The following is a 16,615-nucleotide window of genomic DNA, read 5'->3' as shown; positions in this document are numbered from 1 at the left end:
GTTGTTCAGCCTGCCCGTGCTGGCGCTGCTGGGCGTGGTGGCGGTGGGTACATATTTCCAGACCGTCACGGGCTTTGGCCTGGGCATGATCGTCATGGGCGTGGCCAGCGGACTGGGCCTGGCGCCCGTGCCCGCGCTGGCGGCCCTCGTCAGTTTGTTGTCGTTGGCTAACTGCCTGGTGGCATTGCCGGGTGCCTTGCACCACCTGGACTGGCGCGCCATCCGCGCGGCCAGCATCGGCTTGCTGCCGGCCATGGCGGCCGGCGTGTTGTTATTGGGATATCTGGACCAGGCATATGCGCCCTTGCTGAAGCTGCTGCTGGGCGCGGCCATCGTGTATGGCGGCGTCAGCATCCTGCTGCAGGCGCCGCCTGGACCGGGCGCGGCCGATAAACGCAGCTTTTTCATCAGCGGCGTGTGCGGCGGCCTGTTCTCGGGCCTGTTTTCGCTGGCCGGGCCACCGCTCGTGTATCAGTTTTACCGCCAGGAAATGAGCTTGACCACCATCCGCTACAGCCTGATCTTCCTGTTCGCCATCAGCGCGGGTGGACGCTCGCTGATGGCGGGCAGCCAGGGCCAGCTGGATGCGAAAGTCCTGCTGCTGTGCGCGCTGGCCTTGCCCGTCGGCGTGCTGGCCACGATGGCCGGCAAGCGCTACCCGCCACCGATCGCCCAACGTGGCATGCGCCGCATTGCGTTTGCCGTGCTGACCGCCATCGGTATCTCATTGATGGCCGCCGCCGTGCCGCAATTGCTGCATTAGACCTTGCCCCTAGGCCTTGAACGTCAATAAAGGTTTCAGTCGCGCCACCGATTGCAGCAAGCCCGCTTCCTCCTGCGCGGCGATGACGGGACCGATCTTCTTGTATGCCATCGGCGCTTCCTCGACGCGGCGTTCTTCGCGCAGGGTCACGCACTGGAAGGCCATTTCGTCGCTACCCACCGTGGGCCTGATCGCGCGCATGGCCTGGCGGCGGATGCTGCGCCCCGCGCCATGCGAACACGACCACAGCCAGTCTGGATTGCCCATCCCCGTTGCTACATAGGAATAGTCGCCCATGGAGCCGGGGATCAGCGCCAGGTCGCCTTCGCGCGCCGGCGTGGCGCCCTTGCGGTGGATGTTCATGCCGTGCTCGCGCAAGATGACGTTGTGCGGCACGTCCACCACCAGGCGCGAGCTATCGTGCGCATACACCTGCGACAGGCTGTCACGCACCAGCTCGGCCAGCACCATGCGGTTGAGCCAGGCGTAGCGCGACGCCAGGCCCATGGCGTCCATGTAGTCGCCGGCCAGTTCGCCCGTCAAGCCGTACAGGCCCGATTGCGGGTGGCGCATGCCTGTCGGCCAGGCTTCTTTGGCGCGGTCCATCCAGCGGCTGCCGACGAAAAAGCCCACGTCGCGGCTGCCGCTGTGGATCATGACGACTACTTCGCCGGGCACCAGTCCGTGCCGGTACGCGGCGTGGCGGTCCATGACAGTATCGACCAGCTGGATTTCCACGAAATGGTTGCCCGATCCCGTGGTGCCCAGGCTGGGGTCGCGTATCACTTCGCGCGTGCCCACCAGCGCTTCGGGCGCATGGCGCAAGCCGCCGCCCAGTTCGCGCAGGGCAATGCAATCGTCGAGTTCGCGCAGCAGCCGCGCCTTGTCGACCCGGGGCCACAAGCCGCACATGCCATCCTTGTGCAAGCTGTCGATGAACGCTTCCGGCCCCACGTCGAACAGGGCGGCAAACGCTTTCGAACGCAGCGGCACGTTGCGGCCGTCTTCCAGCAGCACATGCTTGAGCTTGCTCAACAGCTGCGGCTTGCGCGCTTCGAACTGCGCCAGGGTCAAGCCTGTTGTGATCAGGCGCATGCCGCAGGCGATGTCCGTGCCGGGGATGGCGGGGATCACCATGTCGGCACTGGTGGCGACGATGCTGCCCACGGGCGCGATGCTGCCAGGGTGAAAGTCGGGCGTGGCGCAGGCCTTGCGCACATGGCCATCCTGGCCGGGCACGGCGACGGCGGCAAACTCCATCAGTTGACGCACGGCTTTTTCCTCGAGGGGAAAGTTGTGGGGCAGCAGCACGGACGCCTGGGCGTGCGGATTGCTGAGTGTATAAATGCCGTCGGCATAGGCGACAGCGATGCCCTGGCGGCGCAGGGCTTTTTGTAATCTGGATAGGAGAAACACGATTCTGCTCCGGAAATAACGAATGCACGGCTTTTTTGCAAGGGCCATGTTTGTTTTCCACGCAGCAGCGACAGGAAGTGCCGCCAGCTTAGCAAATTTCGTGGTGATTGCAAAGCGAGGGTCAGCACTGGAGTGCGCACGATACGCGGAGCCACTTGCAAAATAATCAAACAGCCTTTATATTCCACGTTCTTTCTCGAACCTCTTCCTTATTGGAGCCAAAAGTGCCTCGCTACTTCGCCATCACCTGCTAACGCTGACGAAATGCTCTCTGCAGCATCGTTCGGCGCGTTGACGCCCCCGATTGCTGCGGCACTGTTTTTGCTCCATCCGCACACGTATCCGTGACGCTAGTCTCGATCGTCCACGCCCGAACACGTCGTCAGCACCCCTGACCCTGTATGGACACGCCCCGGTGAACGCGGCGTGGGACGCTATGTTTTTACAATCTTTACCCTTATTCAAATACCCGCGCACGCCGCACCTGGAAGGCTCGCGCCTGCAGGACGGCGACGACGGTTCCGACCAGATGCCCCTGAAAAAGCTGGCCGGCCAGTACGTCGTCATCGAAGAAAAAATCGATGGCGCCAACTCTGCCGTGTCGTTCAGCGATGCGGGCGAGGTGCTGCTGCAGTCGCGCGGTCACTACCTGGCAGGCGGCGGCAGCGAACGCCAGTTCAACCTGTTGAAACCGTGGGCGCATGCGCATGAACACGCCTTGCTGCATTTGCTGGAAGATCAATTTGTGCTGTTTGGCGAATGGTCTTACAGCAAGCATTCCGTGTTTTACGACCGCCTGCCCCATTATTTCAACGAGTTCGACGTGTATTGCCGCCGTACGCAAATGTTTTTGTCGACGGCGCGCCGCCACGCCATGCTGGCCGGCTCGCCCGTGCTATCGGTTCCCGTGCTGTATGCGGGCAAGATGCCTACGTCGCCCAGGCAGCTGTGGCAGCTGCTGCGCCATTCGCTGGCCAAGTCCCTGCTGTGGCGCGATGCTTTTGAACACGCGGTGGCGCGCGAGCGCCTGCCGCTGGACCTGTGCTGGAAACAGACGGACAAGTCGGACCACGCGGAAGGGCTGTACCTGAAAGTGGAAGACGACGAGCAAGTGCTGGCCCGCTACAAGCTGGTGCGGCATGACTTTACGCAAACCATCCTCGACAGCGGCTCGCACCACAGCACGCGGCCATTGATCCCCAACCAGCTGGCCGAGGGCGTGGATCTGTACGCGCCGCAGCCGCTGGTCACGTGGGAGAGCCTGGGCTTGCACACCTGCCAGTCGCTGGATGAACTTGCTGCAATGCAAAGGAGTACAAAATGATGCACTGGAAAACCCTGCAACAACTGGTGCCGCCAGCGGGTCGCTCACCCGACTTTAGCGCCTGCCTGGCTGCCTTTCCGCAACTGGAACTGGCGAAGACGACACCGCAAAATCCCGTCTACCACGCGGAAGGCGATGTGTGGACGCATACCATGATGGTGGTGGAATCCTTGCTTGCCATGCCCGACTACCAGGCTGCCACGCGCGCCGAACAGGAAATCGTGTTCCTGGCTGCATTGCTGCATGACGTGGCCAAGTGCAGCACCACGGTGATCGACCCGGCGACGGGTGCCATCGGCCAGCCCGGCCATTCGCGCAAGGGCGCGCTCGATGCGCGCATCGCGCTGTGGGACTGCGACGTGCCATTTGCCGTGCGCGAGGAAATCTGCCGCCTGATCAATGTGCACCAGGTGCCCTTCTTTGCGCTGGAAACATCGCGGCGCGGCGTGACGCCGGAATTTACCGTGCGCGAACTGTCGTGGCAGGTCGATATCCGCTTGCTGGCCATGCTGGCCGAGGCGGATATTCGCGGACGCATCTGCCCCGATCCGCAGCGCATACTTGACGCCATCGAGCTGTTCAGAGAGCTGGCGCGCGAGGAGGGTTGCTATGGACAGCGGAGGGTTTTTGTTGACGACCACACGCGCGTGAAATACTTTCGCGGCGCCGAGGCGCATCCCGATTATCCCCTGTTCCAGGAGCCGGGTTCGCACGTGATCGTCATGTCGGGCTTGCCCGCGTCCGGCAAGAATACGTGGGTGGACAAACACCATCCGCGCCTGCCCGTCGTGTCCTTCGACGATGCGCGCACGGCCTTGGGCTTGAAGCACGGCAAGAACGAGGGGCAGGTGGGTGATTATGCGGAAGAACGGGCGCGCGAACTGTTGCGCAAGGGTGAACCGTTCGTGTGGAACGCCACGCATCTGTCGAAACTGATGCGCGAAAAGACGCTTAACCTGCTCTATAAATACCACGCGCAGGTGGAGCTCGTGTACCTGGAACAGCCGCGCAAGGAATTACTGCGGCGCAACGGCCAGCGCGACACCTCGCTGAGCAACAAGAAGTTGCAATCGATGCTGTGGAACTGGGAAATCCCGCTGCCGATGGAAGCGCATGCCGTGCGCTATTGCGTCAGCTAGCCCAGCAGCGGTCAAGCGCAGTCGAAAGCGCTTGACCGGCCCCGCGCCACGCGCCATGATGGGCGCATGACCCTTGTTTTCCCTTCTTTCCTGTAAGCCTGCCGCAGATCCGCCCCGCAGGGGGCGGGCCGCTGCATGGCTGCCTTTGATTCCCTTACATCATCGTCGTGCGTTGCCGCCCCCGCATGGGGTACGCCTGCGCGCGCCACAAGGAAAAGAACATGAAAACAATGCATCTCGCCGTCGCCGGCGCCTCCGGCCAACTGGGCACCCTGGTCGTCAATGAACTCATCCGGCAGCGCGCCATCCATCCGGGCATGGCGCTCACGGCTATCACCCGCACACCCGGGCACCACGCGGCGTGGCAGGAGCAGGACATTGATGTGCGCTTCGGCGACTACGACCAGCCGCAGGGCCTGGCCGCCGCCTTCCACGGCGTCGAGCGCCTGCTGTTGATCAGTACAAATGCCATCGATGGCACGGGGCGGCGCCTGGAGCAGCACCGCCATGCCATTGCGGCGGCGCGGCTGGCGGGCGTGGACCATATCGTCTACACCTCGTTCCTGCAGCCGGAGGAGGGGAAAAGGTCGTTGCTGAACGACGACCACCTTGCCACGGAAGCCCTGCTGCAAGAGAGCAGCATCGGCCACACGATTTTGCGCAATGCGTTTTACCAGGACTTGCTGCTGGTGGTATTGGGCACTGCCGCCATGGATGGCCAGTTGCGCACGGCCATGGGGCAAGGCCATGTGTCCTGCGTGGCGCGCGAGGATTGCGCGCATGCGGCCGCCGCAGCCCTGGCGGCTGACTACCGTGGCAACCGCATCCTGGATATCACGGGTCCCGCCGCCCTCGATGCACGGGCGCTGGCCGCCATCGCCGCCCAGGTATTCGGCAAGTCCATCGAGGTCGTGGCCCTTGATGCGGATTCGCGCGCGCGCCATTTCATCGCTGCCGGCATGCCCGCGCCGATGGCAACGATGCTGGCCGGTATCGAGCGCTGGCTGGCCACCGATGCCATGCACCTGGTCAGCGATGACTTTACCCGCTCGACGGGCAGGCAGGCGTCGCCAGTGCAAGCGTTTTTGCAGGCGCATCGCCGGCAGTTGCTGGCGCCGACGCTGCCGCCGGCATAGGACGCTATTTTTTTCGCCCGGCGAGCAGATGCGCGATTTCGCTGAACAGCTCATTGTTCAGCGAGGCGGGCAGGGTGGTGGCCAGGCTGCGGCTGTAGTAGGCGCCCAGGTCCAGGCCCAGTCCCAGGCCGCGGATTTCCACGGCGCCCTGCGCTTCGCGGCGCGCCACCACTTGTTTTAAATGCTGCGCCAGGTAAAACTCGTCGTTGGCCAGATTCGTGGCCGTGTCCATCGGGCAACCGTCGGAGACGACGAGCAGGATGCGCCGCCGCTCCGGGCGCGCCAGCATGCGCTTGCACGCCCAGTCCACGGCTTCGCCATCGACGCCTTCGCGGTACAGATCTGCCTTTAACAGGGCCGCGATGTCGGGACGCGCGCGGCGCCAGTTCGTGTCGCCATCCTTGAAGACCATGTGCACGCGTTCGTTCAAGCGGCCCGGGTTGACGGGTGAGCGGGCGCGCATCCAGTCGCGTTTGACCCGTCCCCCGTTCCATGCGCCCGTCGTAAAGCCCAGCAACTCTGTCTTGATGCCAGCCTGGTCCAGCGCGCGCAGCAATATGTCCAGCAACACGGCCACGGATTCCGCATGCGTCTTCATGGAGCCGGAGCAATCGACGAGGAAGGTGACCAGGCAATCGGCCTGGGGCAGGAATTGTTCCTTGCGAAACAGCCGGCGCTCGGACGGCGAGCTGATCAGCTGCGCCAGGCGGCGACCATCGATAGTCCCTTCTTCCTCGCCGAACGACCAGCCGTCGCGTTGGGGCACGGCCAGCAGTTGCGTAAAACGCCGTGCCAGGCGCGCCGTGTTGATGCCCAGGCTGGCGATGCGACCATCCATGCGCTCGCGGTAGTCGAGCAGCAGGGCGCGGCGCACCAGTTCGCCCGCTTTTTCTTCCCGGTCGTATGCCGTGGAGTAAGCCCTGTAGGCGCCATCGCCGTCGCCGAAGGCACGGCTGTCGCCCAGCGGGGCGCTATCGGGAAAATTGTCGTTATCGCTGTCGAAATCGAGCAGCAGCTTGAAGGCCGCCTGCGCTTTCGCGTCCTGGGCCGCGTTTTGCTGCTCATCCTGCGCCGCTTGCGCCTCTTTCAGCATGGCGTCGACGGCATGGGCAATGGCCAGCGCGTGGAGGGCAAAGGCAGCCTGGGCCAATCGGTGGCGGCGCAATCCCGCCAGGTCGCCACTTAGTTGCGAAGAAACGGACCAGCGCGTCGCCTCGATGAAATCTTCCGTCTTTTCCAGCACGGGCCGGGCCGTCAGGCGCGACCAGCACATCTGGAACACTGTATACAAGAGCAAGCCGGAAGCGCCTTCGGCCAGGCCGGAATCGTAAAACGCGTGCGACCAGGCCGTGAAGCGGTGGCGCAGGTTGTTGATCACTCCGGCATGTTGATCTGGCGCAAGCGTTTCCACTCTTAACTGCTCCAGCAGTTCGAACACCAGACGCGCCACGGGTTCTGGCGGACACAGCGTTTTGTGCAGGGCAGCGTCCGTATGCAGCAAACGCAGGGCCACGCTGTCGGCCGCGCCGCGCAGCGAGGGCAAATCCTGCAGCGCCGCATCGGGCTGCAGATGGGCCGCATGGATGGGCAGGGGGCGGTGGCCGTCGTGCAGGCGCCGGCCCCGGTAGCGGATGGCGGCAACGCCGCTCAGCGCCCGGATCGCGCCCGCGCACAGTTCATCCGTTTCCTGCTGTTCACGCGTGTAGGGGGCAGGCGCGGTCGCTTCGGCGCTCATGGCGCCGTCGCCAGCAATTCCTCGTTAAAACAGCGCTGGTAATACTCGGCCACCATGGGCCGTTCGGCCTCGTCGCATTTGTTGAGGAAGGACAGGCGGAAGGCCAGCGCCGGATCGCGGAAGATCTGGCAATTCTCGGCCCAGGTAATCACCGTGCGCGGCGACATCAAACAGGCCAGGTCGCCCGCCGCATAGCCGTGGCGCGTGAGGCCGGCCACGGCCACCATGCTGCTTGCCAGCTGGCGGCCCGCCTCGTCATTCATGGCGGGGACACGCGCCAGCACGATCTCCGTTTCTTCCGCCTGCGGCAGATAGTTCAAGGTGGCAACGATGTTCCAGCGGTCGATCTGCGCGTGATTGAGCACCTGCGTGCCGTGGTACATGCCGTTCAAGTTGCCGAGGCCCACGGTGTTCGAGGTGGCAAACAAACGGAAATGGGGATGCGGTGTGATGACCCGGTTCTGGTCCAGCAGGGTGAATTTCCCGTCGCGCTCCAAAATGCGCTGGATGACGAACATCACGTCTGGGCGGCCCGCGTCGTACTCGTCGAAGATCAGGGCCACGGGGCGCTGCAATGACCAGGGTACGATGCCCTCCTGGAACTCCGTCACCTGCTGCTGCTCGCGCAGCACGATGGCGTCCTTGCCGACAAGATCGAGGCGGCTGATGTGGCCGTCGAGGTTGACGCGCACGCAGGGCCAGTTCAGGCGCGCCGCCACCTGCTCGATATGCGTGGACTTGCCCGTGCCATGCAAGCCTTGCACCATCACGCGGCGGTTGTGGCTGAAGCCGGCCAAAATCGCCAGGGTCACGTCCTTGTTGAAGCGGTAGGCGGGATCGATGTCTGGCACATGCGGATCGCGCTCCGTAAAGACGGGCACGAGCAGGTCGCTGTCGATATTGAACAGGCTGCGCACGGACTGCAAGGTTTGCGCCGCTGCGGCGGGGGGATGTTGGCGTGAATCTGGCACCTTGTTCTCCTGGTCTAGCCGCAGCATGGGTGCCGCAGCGGTTATGAATTACCTGCCTGCAATGCGTCGTCGTCCCCGCCCGTCGTCGGCATGGTTTCTGATTCGATGGCGGCCAGGGCTTGCGCGGCGCGTTGCAATGCTGGTAAGAAATGTAAAGCCTTGTCGTGCGTCAAACGGATGATGGGTGCCTGGATCGCCACGGCCAGGTTCGAGCGGCCGTTCGGATTCGGCACCAGCACGGCCACGCACAGCAGGCCGGGCAGGAATTCCTCGTCGTCCAGCGCGTAGCCGTTGCGGCGCACCAGTTCCAGTTCGCGTTCCAGCTTGACGGGGTCCGTTTCCGTCTTGTCCGTAAAGCGCGTCAATTCCATATGGCCCAGCAGGCGGCGCCGCTGCACGGGCGTCATTTGCGCCAGGAACAGCTTGCCGCTCGACGAGCAGTGGGCCGGCACCCTCGAGCCGGGATGCAGGTAGAAGCGCAGCGGGGCCGCCGTTTCCACCCTGTCCAGGTACACCACTTCGCTGCCGCTGAAGGCCGTCAGGTTGCAGCTTTCGCCCACTTCCTCGACCAGCTGGCGCAAGACCATGCGGCGGGCGCCATGGAAAGTGTTGTTAATCAGCAGGTTCGATGCCAGCCGGCGCAGGCGCACGCCCGTGCTGTAGTGGCGGCCATCGCTTTCGCGCTGCAGCACGCCCACGCTTTCCAGCTGTTGCAGCATGCGGTGCAAGGTGGGTTTTGGCAGCCCCGTTTCTTCCACCAGCGCTTGCAGCGACAGCAACTGGTCCTTCTCGGCAATCACTTCCAGCAAGGCAAACAAACGCATCGTGGGCGTGTCGCCTTCCAGCTTTTCTGGCTCAAGTTTTGGGGATGAAATCATGTCCATGGTGGCCTCGGTGTGTTATTTCATTTTCGAACTCAAATTGTACCGTTTCCTTGAAAATCTGTTTGACTTTTGATTCCCGAACGCTTAAATTGAATTGTATATCAAATTTCGGAACAAAATATACCGATTTTTAATAAATGAGTTGATCATTTCAACAGCCTCACACCACAGACCAGGAGACACCCATGAATGACATGACTGAGCAAAAAGCCGCCGCAGCCGCGATACCTGTAGGCCCGCAAAAGATGACGCCTTCCGAAGCGTTCGTGGAAACCCTGGCCGCCAATGGCGTGACCGACATGTTCGGCATCATGGGCTCGGCCTTCATGGACCCGATGGACATTTTTGCTCCCGCCGGCATCCGATTGATTCCCGTCGTGCACGAGCAGGGCGCCGGCCACATGGCCGACGGTTACGCCCGCGTCTCGGGCCGCCATGGCGTGGTCATCGGCCAGAACGGCCCCGGCATCAGCAATTGCGTCACAGCCATCGCCGCCGCCTACTGGGCGCACACCCCGGTCGTCATCATTACCCCTGAGACGGGCACCATGAGCATGGGCCTGGGCGGCTTCCAGGAAGCGAACCAGCTGCCGATGTTCGAGGAATTCACGAAATATCAAGGCCACGTGACCAATCCTGCCCGCATGGCCGAATTCACGGGCCGCTGCTTTGACCGCGCCATGTCGGAAATGGGCCCGACCCAGCTGAACATCCCGCGCGACTATTTCTATGGCGAAATCAAGGCCGAGATTCCAAAACCGAACCGCCTGGACCGTGGCGCCGGCGGCGAGCAAAGCCTCAACGATGCGGCCGAACTGCTGGCGAAAGCCAAGTTCCCCGTGATCATCTCGGGCGGCGGCGTCGTCATGGGCGAAGCGATCGAAGAATGCAAGGCACTGGCCGAACGCCTCGGTGCCCCCGTCGTCAACAGCTATCTGCACAACGACTCGTTTCCCGCCAGCCACCCGCTGTGGTGCGGCCCGCTCGGTTATCAAGGATCCAAGGCGGCCATGAAACTGATCGCCAAGGCCGACGTCGTCGTCGCCCTCGGTTCGCGCCTGGGCCCGTTCGGCACCTTGCCGCAGCACGGCATGGATTACTGGCCGAAGAACGCCAAGATCATCCAGATCGATGCGGACAACAAGATGCTGGGCCTGGTGAAAAAGATTTCGGTGGGCATCTGCGGTGACGCCAAGGCGGCCGCGAAAGCCATCCTGTCCCGCCTGGATGGCAAGAGCCTCGACTGTGACGCGACGCGCGACGAGCGCTATGCCACCGTGCAAGCGGAAAAGGCCGCATGGGAAGAGGAATTGACGAACTGGACGCATGAAAAAGATGCGTACAGCCTGGACATGATCGAAGAGCAAAAGAAGGAGCCGGGCAATTACCTGCACCCGCGCCAAGTCTTGCGCGAGCTGGAAAAAGCCATGCCGGAAGACGTGATGGTGTCGACCGACATCGGCAACATCAACTCGGTGGCGAACAGTTATTTGCGCTTCGAAAAGCCGCGCAGTTTCTTTGCAGCGATGAGCTTTGGCAACTGCGGCTATGCGTTTCCGACCATCATCGGCGCAAAAGTGGCCGCACCGCACCGTCCGGCCGTGTCGTATGCGGGCGACGGCGCCTGGGGCATGAGCTTGATGGAAACGATGACCTGCGTGCGCCACAACATTCCCGTGACGGCCGTGGTGTTCCACAACCGCCAGTGGGGCGCGGAAAAGAAAAATCAGGTCGATTTCTACAATCGCCGCTTCGTGGCTGGTGAGCTCGACAACCAGAGCTTCGCGGAAATCGCGCGGGCCATGGGCGCCGAAGGCATCACGGTCGACAAGCTGGAAGACGTGGGTCCGGCCTTGAAAAAGGCCATCGACATGCAGATGAATGAAGGCAAGACCACCATCATTGAAATCATGTGCACGCGCGAACTGGGTGACCCGTTCCGCCGCGATGCGCTGAGCAAACCTGTGCGTCACCTGGATAAATATAAAGACTACGTCTGATTTGCTGGTGTTGTTGGATTACGCCCTCTGGGCCTCGGCCCGGCGTAATCCGACACAGCGTTGTGACCAAATTCTCACAGATTGTCACTGAAGCATCATAATTTCATTAAAGAATACAAGGCGTCCCGTTTTTTGGATTATTTGATTTGACAAGGCCATACTTAAGGCTTAAATTCAATAAAATACAAAAAAACGGAACGTATCGTATCAAAAACGATTTACGGAGACAGAAATGAACACACGAGTACCTACCGACGCCGTCACCACCGCCGTGACTACTGATTTCCTGCAAGCGTTCGGCGATGCCTGGAACCGCCACGATATCGACGCCCTGATGGCCGCCATGGCCGATGACTGCGAATTTCACGCCGTGGCCGGTCCTGACTTGCTGGGCAAGAGCTTCATCGGCCGCGACGCCGTGCGCGCCGGCTTCGAGCTGGCCTGGCAAACTTTCCCCGATGCCGCCTGGCTCAACCCCGTGCACTTCGTCAGCGGCCAGCACGGCGTGACGGAGTCGACCTTTGCCGGCACCAAGGCGGACGGCACGCGCATCGAAGCGCGCATGGTCGACATCTTCACCTTCCGTGACGGCAAGATCGCCGTGAAGAATGCCTTCCGCAAGGATCGCCCACCGGTCGTCACGGCTGCCAAAGCCTGAGCCAGCACGTTCACCAGGAATGATCATGAACAAACCTGTCGACACCCCGCCTGGCGTACTGGGCAACAGCACCGCCGCCCGCACGCCATACGATCCCGCCTTTGATCCGCTGGTGGCCCAGCGTCCCGGCCACGGCAATGCCTACGCGCCCACCTACTGGATCGGCACGGCCGGCGAGCCGCCTGCCGACGATGGCCCCATCACGCATGACATCGACGTCGACGTGGCCATCATCGGTTCCGGCTTCACGGGCTTGTCGTGCGCCATCTTCCTGGCCCAGGAACACGGCATCAAGGCGACGGTGCTGGAAGCGAACCGCGTCAGCTGGGGCTGCAGCACGCGCAATGGCGGCCAGGCCCAATGCACGACGGGCCGCCTGAAGCGCTCGCAGTGGATAGACCGCTACGGCATGGATACGGCCCTGAAACTGCACACGGAAGTGTGTGACGCGATGGAAACGTTCAAGAAGATCACGGCCGACATCGATTGCGAGCCGCAACCGGGCGGCCACCTGTACATCGCCCACAAGGCGAAAGCCATGCCCGCGCTGGAAAAAGAAGCCAAGGTCATGCGCGAGATCTTCAAATACGACGCGCGCATACTCGACGCCGACACCGTCAAGCGCGAATTCGTCGACGACAAGGAAGCGGCCGGCGCGCTGCACGAGCCGGAAGGCATCGGCATCCACGCGGGCAAGCTGGCTTTCGGCTACCTGCGCAAGGCGCGCGCGCTGGGCGCCAAGGTGCATCCGTCCAGCCCGGTGATGGGCTGGGAAACGCGCAACGGCGTGCATTATCTGCAAACGCCGGGTGGCGTGGTGCGTGCACGCTCCGTGGCCGTGGCCACGGGCGGCTACACCTCGCCCCATCTGCATCCGCAAGTGAAAAACCGCTTGCTGCCGATTTTGTCGAACTCGCTCGTCACGCGTCCGCTGACCCCCGCGGAAATCGAGGCGTGCAACTTCCGCACCCACCAGGTGATCACGGATACGCGCATCCTGCGCCACTACTACCGCTTGATGCCGGACAATCGCGTGCAGATCGGCAGCCGTAGCGCCATCACGGGCGCCGACGCGCCGGACGACAAGTACAAACAGTTTTTGATCAACGATCTGCACCGCAAGTTCCCCGCGCTGACGGGCATCGCCATCGATTATTCGTGGTGGGGCTGGGTCGACGTCAGTCACGACATGATGCCGCGCATCGTGCAACCGGACCCCAGGCAATCGATTTTCTATTCGCTCGGTTACGGCGGCAACGGCGTCATGTACTCGGCGCAGGCTGGGCGGCGCATGGCCGAGCGCATCGCGGGCAAGGCCAGCGACACGGGCTTGCCGATCTTCAATTCGAAACTGCCGTATCCCAACATGATGGAACTGGTCGAGTCGCAAGCCTTCGCCCCGTTCCGCCGCCTGGGCCAGCGCTTCCTGTACCGCTGGTATCACTTGAAGGATGAAGTGTTTTAAATAGTAATAGCAGTAGCCGTACTAAGCCGCCGCATGCGTTGACATAGATCGACCAGCGGCGCCTCCCGCGAGGGATGAGATTGCCCGCACGTTCACACATAACAATAAATCTTGGAGTGAGACATGAACACAAATACGAGCAAAAACACGGTTTTTTCAACGATGCGCCGCGCCGTCCTCGGCACCCTGGTGCTGGGCGTTACCCTTGCCTCCAGCGGTACGGCCTTTGCGCAAAGCAAGGAAGTGACGATTGCCTATCAGGAAATCAACGGTCCCTTCCTGGTGGCCATCGCCAGCGGTGAAGTGGAAAAAACCACCGGCTATAAAATCAACTGGCGCAAGTTTGATTCGGGTGCCAAGGTGGCCACCGGCATGGCTTCCGGCGACGTGCAGATCGGCGTCATCGGTTCCAGCCCCCTGACGGCGGCTGTCAGCCGCGGCGTCGATCTGCAACTGTTCTGGATCATCGACGACATCAATGAAGCCGAAGCGATGGTGGCCCGCAATGGGGCCGGCATCAGCAAGCCCACCGATTTGCGCGGCAAGAAGATTGCCGTGCCATTCGTTTCCACCACGCACTTCCACACCATGTTCGCGCTGGAAACCTGGGGCATCAAGCCCACGGAAGTGAAGTTGCTCAACATGCAGCCGAATCAGATCGCCGCCGCCTGGGAACGGGGCGACATCGATGCCGCCTTCGTGTGGGATCCGGCCTTGAGCAAACTCAAGCAAAACGGCAAGGTGCTGGTGACCTCCGGTGAACTGAGCAAGAAGGGCAAGGCCACGTTTGACGGCATGGCCGTCGAGCGCGCCTGGGGCGAAGCGAATGCGGATTTCATGGCCAAGTTCGTCAAGGTGATGGCCGCGGCCGACGCCGACTACCGCGCCAATCCGAAGGCGTGGACCATCGATTCGCCGCAAGTGAAAGCCAACGTCAAGCATTCGGGCGCTGCCGCCAAGGACGTGGCCGCTTCCGTGGCCCTCTACGCCTACCCATCGCTGCAGGAGCAGGCTTCACCGGCCTGGCTCGGTGGCGGCGCGAAGGGCGGCGTGGCGCAAGCCTTGCTGGCCACGGCGCAATTCCTCAAGGGCGAAGGCAAGATCGACACCCTGGCAACAGATTACGCCAAATATGTGACACCCAAGTATGCACAGGCCGCCGGCCTGCTGAAGTAAACGTTGTGCGATGGCGCGCCTGCGGGCGCGCTGACTGAACAGAATGCGTTGAACTGAAGTACTACCTATGCGGGGACATCATGGAAAATCTGTACGTCAAGGATGTCAGCGTGATTTATCCGGGCAAGACGGCCGGTGAACGCGTACATGCCTTAAATAACATCAATCTGACCATCAATAGCGGCGACTTCGTCGTTGCGCTGGGTGCATCAGGTTGCGGCAAGACAACCTTGCTGAGCCTGATGGCGGGCTTTATCGCCCCGTCCAAGGGCGAAATCATGCTGGGCGACAATAAAGTGGAAGGGCCGGGCGCCGACCGTGGCGTGGTGTTCCAGAAACATGCTTTGCTGCCATGGCTGAACGTGATGGAAAACGTGGAATTCGGCTTGAAGCTGCAAGGCGTGCCTAAAGCCGTGCGGCGCGAACAGGCGGCCAAGAACCTGGCGTTGGTGGGCTTGAAGGACTTTCACGACAATATGATTTATCAATTGTCGGGCGGCATGCAGCAAAGGGTAGGCATCGCCCGCGCCCTGACCAGCAATCCCGCCATGCTGCTGATGGATGAACCGATGGCGGCGCTCGATGCGCTGACGCGCGAAACCATCCAGGAATTGCTGCTCGATATCTGGGCCAAGTCCAGCACCATGTTCTTCTTCATTACCCACAGCGTCGACGAGGCGCTGTTCCTGGCGAACCGGCTGATCGTCATGTCGCCCCGTCCGGGCCGCATCACGCACACGTATGAACTCGATTTCAACAAGCGCTTCCTCGAATGCCGCGATGCGCGCGCCGTGAAATCGAGCCCGGACTTCATCAAGATGCGCGAAACGGTGCTCAACATCATTTATGGCGACGAGCGCGCAGTCAACAAAGAGCTGGAGGTGTCCCATGCATAGCCCATCCGTCGTGGGATTTCCTCCCACCACCGCCAAGCGCGCCGGCTTTTTTGCGCGCCTGTTCGCTCCCCGCTGCGCCATGCCGGGCGAAGCGTTCGGCGCGCCGGGGCAGGGCAATTCCAGCCGCATCGCCACCGTTACCGTCATCGCCGTGCTGCTGCTGTGGTTAGCCGTGACGGCCAGCGGCATGGTCAAGCCGCTGTTCCTGCCGTCGCCGCAAGCCGTGTACGAGAAATTCATCATGGCGGCCACGACCGGTTTCGGCGGCGCCACTTTGTGGGAACACACGGTGGCCAGCCTGGTCCGGGTGTTCGGCGCCTTCGGTCTGGCTTGCCTGTTTGCCATCCCCGTCGGCGTGATGATGGGCGTCAATCGCGTGGCACGCGGCATCTTCGATCCCTTGATCGAGTTCTACCGTCCGCTGCCACCGCTTGCTTACTTGCCACTGGTCATCATCTGGTTCGGTATCGGCGAATTCTCGAAGGTCTACCTGATCTTCCTGGCCATCTTCGCCCCGATGGCGATTGCGGCCCGGGCCGGCGTCAGCTCCGTATCGCTGGAGCAAATCCACGCGGCCTACTCGATGGGTGCTACCCGCTTCCAGGTCATCGTGCATGTGATTCTGCGTGCCGCCATCCCGGAAATTCTCACCGGCATGCGCATCGGCATCGGCGTGGGCTGGACCACCCTGGTGGCGGGCGAGATGGTGGCGGCCACGCGCGGCCTAGGCTACATGGTGCTCAGCGCCTCCGAGTTCCTGGCCAGCGATGTGGTGATCATGGGCATTATCGTGATCGGCTTCTTTGCTTTCCTGTTTGATTTGATGATGCGTTACCTCGAACGTACCCTCGTGCCATGGAAGGGCAAGGTGTAAGACGTTCCCGGGAGTGGCGCGCACGCCACAAGTGTTGCCGCCGCTCCCTTTTTTCAACCGCCATACCCCGTAGGTATCCTCCTGTGCGCTTGTCCCTTGGGCGCCGCGCCGGGCCGCTGCATTTCCAGATTGACTTCTGGCATGCAGCCAACCAGACTGATTTGATGATGTATCGATG

14 protein-coding genes are annotated in these 16,615 nt (G+C 62.1%); 10 read left to right on the top strand and 4 right to left on the bottom strand.

What is annotated here, in order from left to right:
* Nucleotide 1: 1 nt before the first annotated feature.
* On the top strand, nt 2-763 hold the full coding sequence (locus tag ACQ4WZ_RS13955; RefSeq protein WP_436573697.1) for a TSUP family transporter: 762 nt from the start codon (nt 2-4) through the stop codon (nt 761-763).
* A gap of 9 nt (nt 764-772) precedes the next feature.
* On the opposite strand, the gene ACQ4WZ_RS13950 is transcribed toward ACQ4WZ_RS13955, so the two are convergent.
* A complete protein-coding gene (locus tag ACQ4WZ_RS13950; RefSeq protein WP_436573696.1) occupies nt 773-2,179 on the bottom strand; it encodes an RtcB family protein in 1,407 nt (468 codons plus the stop codon).
* A 436-nt stretch (nt 2,180-2,615) separates the two neighbouring features.
* Here ACQ4WZ_RS13950 and ACQ4WZ_RS13945 point away from each other — a divergent pair, with 436 nt between their 5' ends.
* From ACQ4WZ_RS13945 to ACQ4WZ_RS13935, 3 genes are all read left to right on the top strand, one after another.
* Nucleotides 2,616-3,503: an RNA ligase family protein gene (locus ACQ4WZ_RS13945; RefSeq protein ID WP_436573695.1), complete on the top strand. Its 888-nt coding sequence runs from the start codon at nt 2,616-2,618 to the stop codon at nt 3,501-3,503.
* Nucleotides 3,500-4,642 carry an AAA family ATPase gene (locus ACQ4WZ_RS13940; RefSeq protein ID WP_373917216.1) on the top strand — a complete coding sequence of 381 codons (1,143 nt, stop codon included), beginning with the start codon at nt 3,500-3,502 and terminating at the stop codon, nt 4,640-4,642. The genes ACQ4WZ_RS13945 and ACQ4WZ_RS13940 overlap by 4 nt, the downstream gene beginning before the upstream one ends.
* Nucleotides 4,643-4,863: 221 nt before the next feature.
* Nucleotides 4,864-5,778 (top strand): NAD(P)H-binding protein, encoded by a 915-nt coding sequence (locus ACQ4WZ_RS13935; protein WP_436573694.1) that lies wholly within the window; start codon nt 4,864-4,866, stop codon nt 5,776-5,778.
* 4 nt (nt 5,779-5,782) lie between these two features.
* Here the strand turns inward: ACQ4WZ_RS13935 and ACQ4WZ_RS13930 are convergent, their stop codons facing one another.
* The 3 genes from ACQ4WZ_RS13930 to ACQ4WZ_RS13920 are packed head-to-tail and all read right to left on the bottom strand — an operon-like array spanning nt 5,783 to nt 9,362.
* Entirely contained in the window at nt 5,783-7,513 is a 1,731-nt protein-coding gene (locus ACQ4WZ_RS13930; RefSeq protein ID WP_436573693.1) for a cobaltochelatase CobT-related protein, read from the bottom strand.
* Complete coding sequence (locus tag ACQ4WZ_RS13925; RefSeq protein ID WP_436573692.1) at nt 7,510-8,484, bottom strand: AAA family ATPase; 975 nt, start codon at nt 8,482-8,484, stop codon at nt 7,510-7,512. Before ACQ4WZ_RS13925 ends, ACQ4WZ_RS13930 begins: the two co-directional genes overlap by 4 nt.
* Nucleotides 8,485-8,525: 41 nt before the next feature.
* Nucleotides 8,526-9,362 carry an IclR family transcriptional regulator gene (locus ACQ4WZ_RS13920; RefSeq protein WP_369811606.1) on the bottom strand — a complete coding sequence of 279 codons (837 nt, stop codon included), beginning with the start codon at nt 9,360-9,362 and terminating at the stop codon, nt 8,526-8,528.
* A 200-nt stretch (nt 9,363-9,562) separates the two neighbouring features.
* Here ACQ4WZ_RS13920 and xsc point away from each other — a divergent pair, with 200 nt between their 5' ends.
* The 6 genes from xsc to ACQ4WZ_RS13890 all read left to right on the top strand — a co-directional run bounded on the left by xsc (nt 9,563) and on the right by ACQ4WZ_RS13890 (nt 16,437).
* Nucleotides 9,563-11,368 (top strand): sulfoacetaldehyde acetyltransferase, encoded by a 1,806-nt coding sequence (gene xsc / locus ACQ4WZ_RS13915; RefSeq protein ID WP_436573893.1) that lies wholly within the window; start codon nt 9,563-9,565, stop codon nt 11,366-11,368.
* Nucleotides 11,369-11,600: 232 nt separating this feature from the next.
* Nucleotides 11,601-12,026, top strand: coding sequence for a nuclear transport factor 2 family protein (locus ACQ4WZ_RS13910; RefSeq protein WP_133992673.1), 426 nt, complete (start codon nt 11,601-11,603; stop codon nt 12,024-12,026).
* Between the two features lie 25 nt (nt 12,027-12,051).
* Nucleotides 12,052-13,491 (top strand): NAD(P)/FAD-dependent oxidoreductase, encoded by a 1,440-nt coding sequence (locus tag ACQ4WZ_RS13905; protein WP_436573691.1) that lies wholly within the window; start codon nt 12,052-12,054, stop codon nt 13,489-13,491.
* A 123-nt stretch (nt 13,492-13,614) separates the two neighbouring features.
* Entirely contained in the window at nt 13,615-14,667 is a 1,053-nt protein-coding gene (tauA, locus tag ACQ4WZ_RS13900; RefSeq protein ID WP_373917220.1) for a taurine ABC transporter substrate-binding protein, read from the top strand.
* A gap of 80 nt (nt 14,668-14,747) precedes the next feature.
* Nucleotides 14,748-15,563, top strand: a complete 816-nt coding sequence (locus ACQ4WZ_RS13895; protein ID WP_070219220.1) for a taurine ABC transporter ATP-binding protein — start codon at nt 14,748-14,750, stop codon at nt 15,561-15,563.
* 79 nt (nt 15,564-15,642) lie between these two features.
* A complete protein-coding gene (locus ACQ4WZ_RS13890) occupies nt 15,643-16,437 on the top strand; it encodes an ABC transporter permease subunit (protein WP_243858333.1) in 795 nt (264 codons plus the stop codon).
* Nucleotides 16,438-16,615: the final 178 nt, after the last annotated feature.

This window comes from Janthinobacterium darwini (assembly GCF_051380905.1).
Classification (GTDB): Bacteria; Pseudomonadota; Gammaproteobacteria; order Burkholderiales; family Burkholderiaceae_D; genus Janthinobacterium.
Note: the sequence above shows the minus strand (reverse complement) of the source record. Positions and strands in the feature narration are given on the sequence as shown.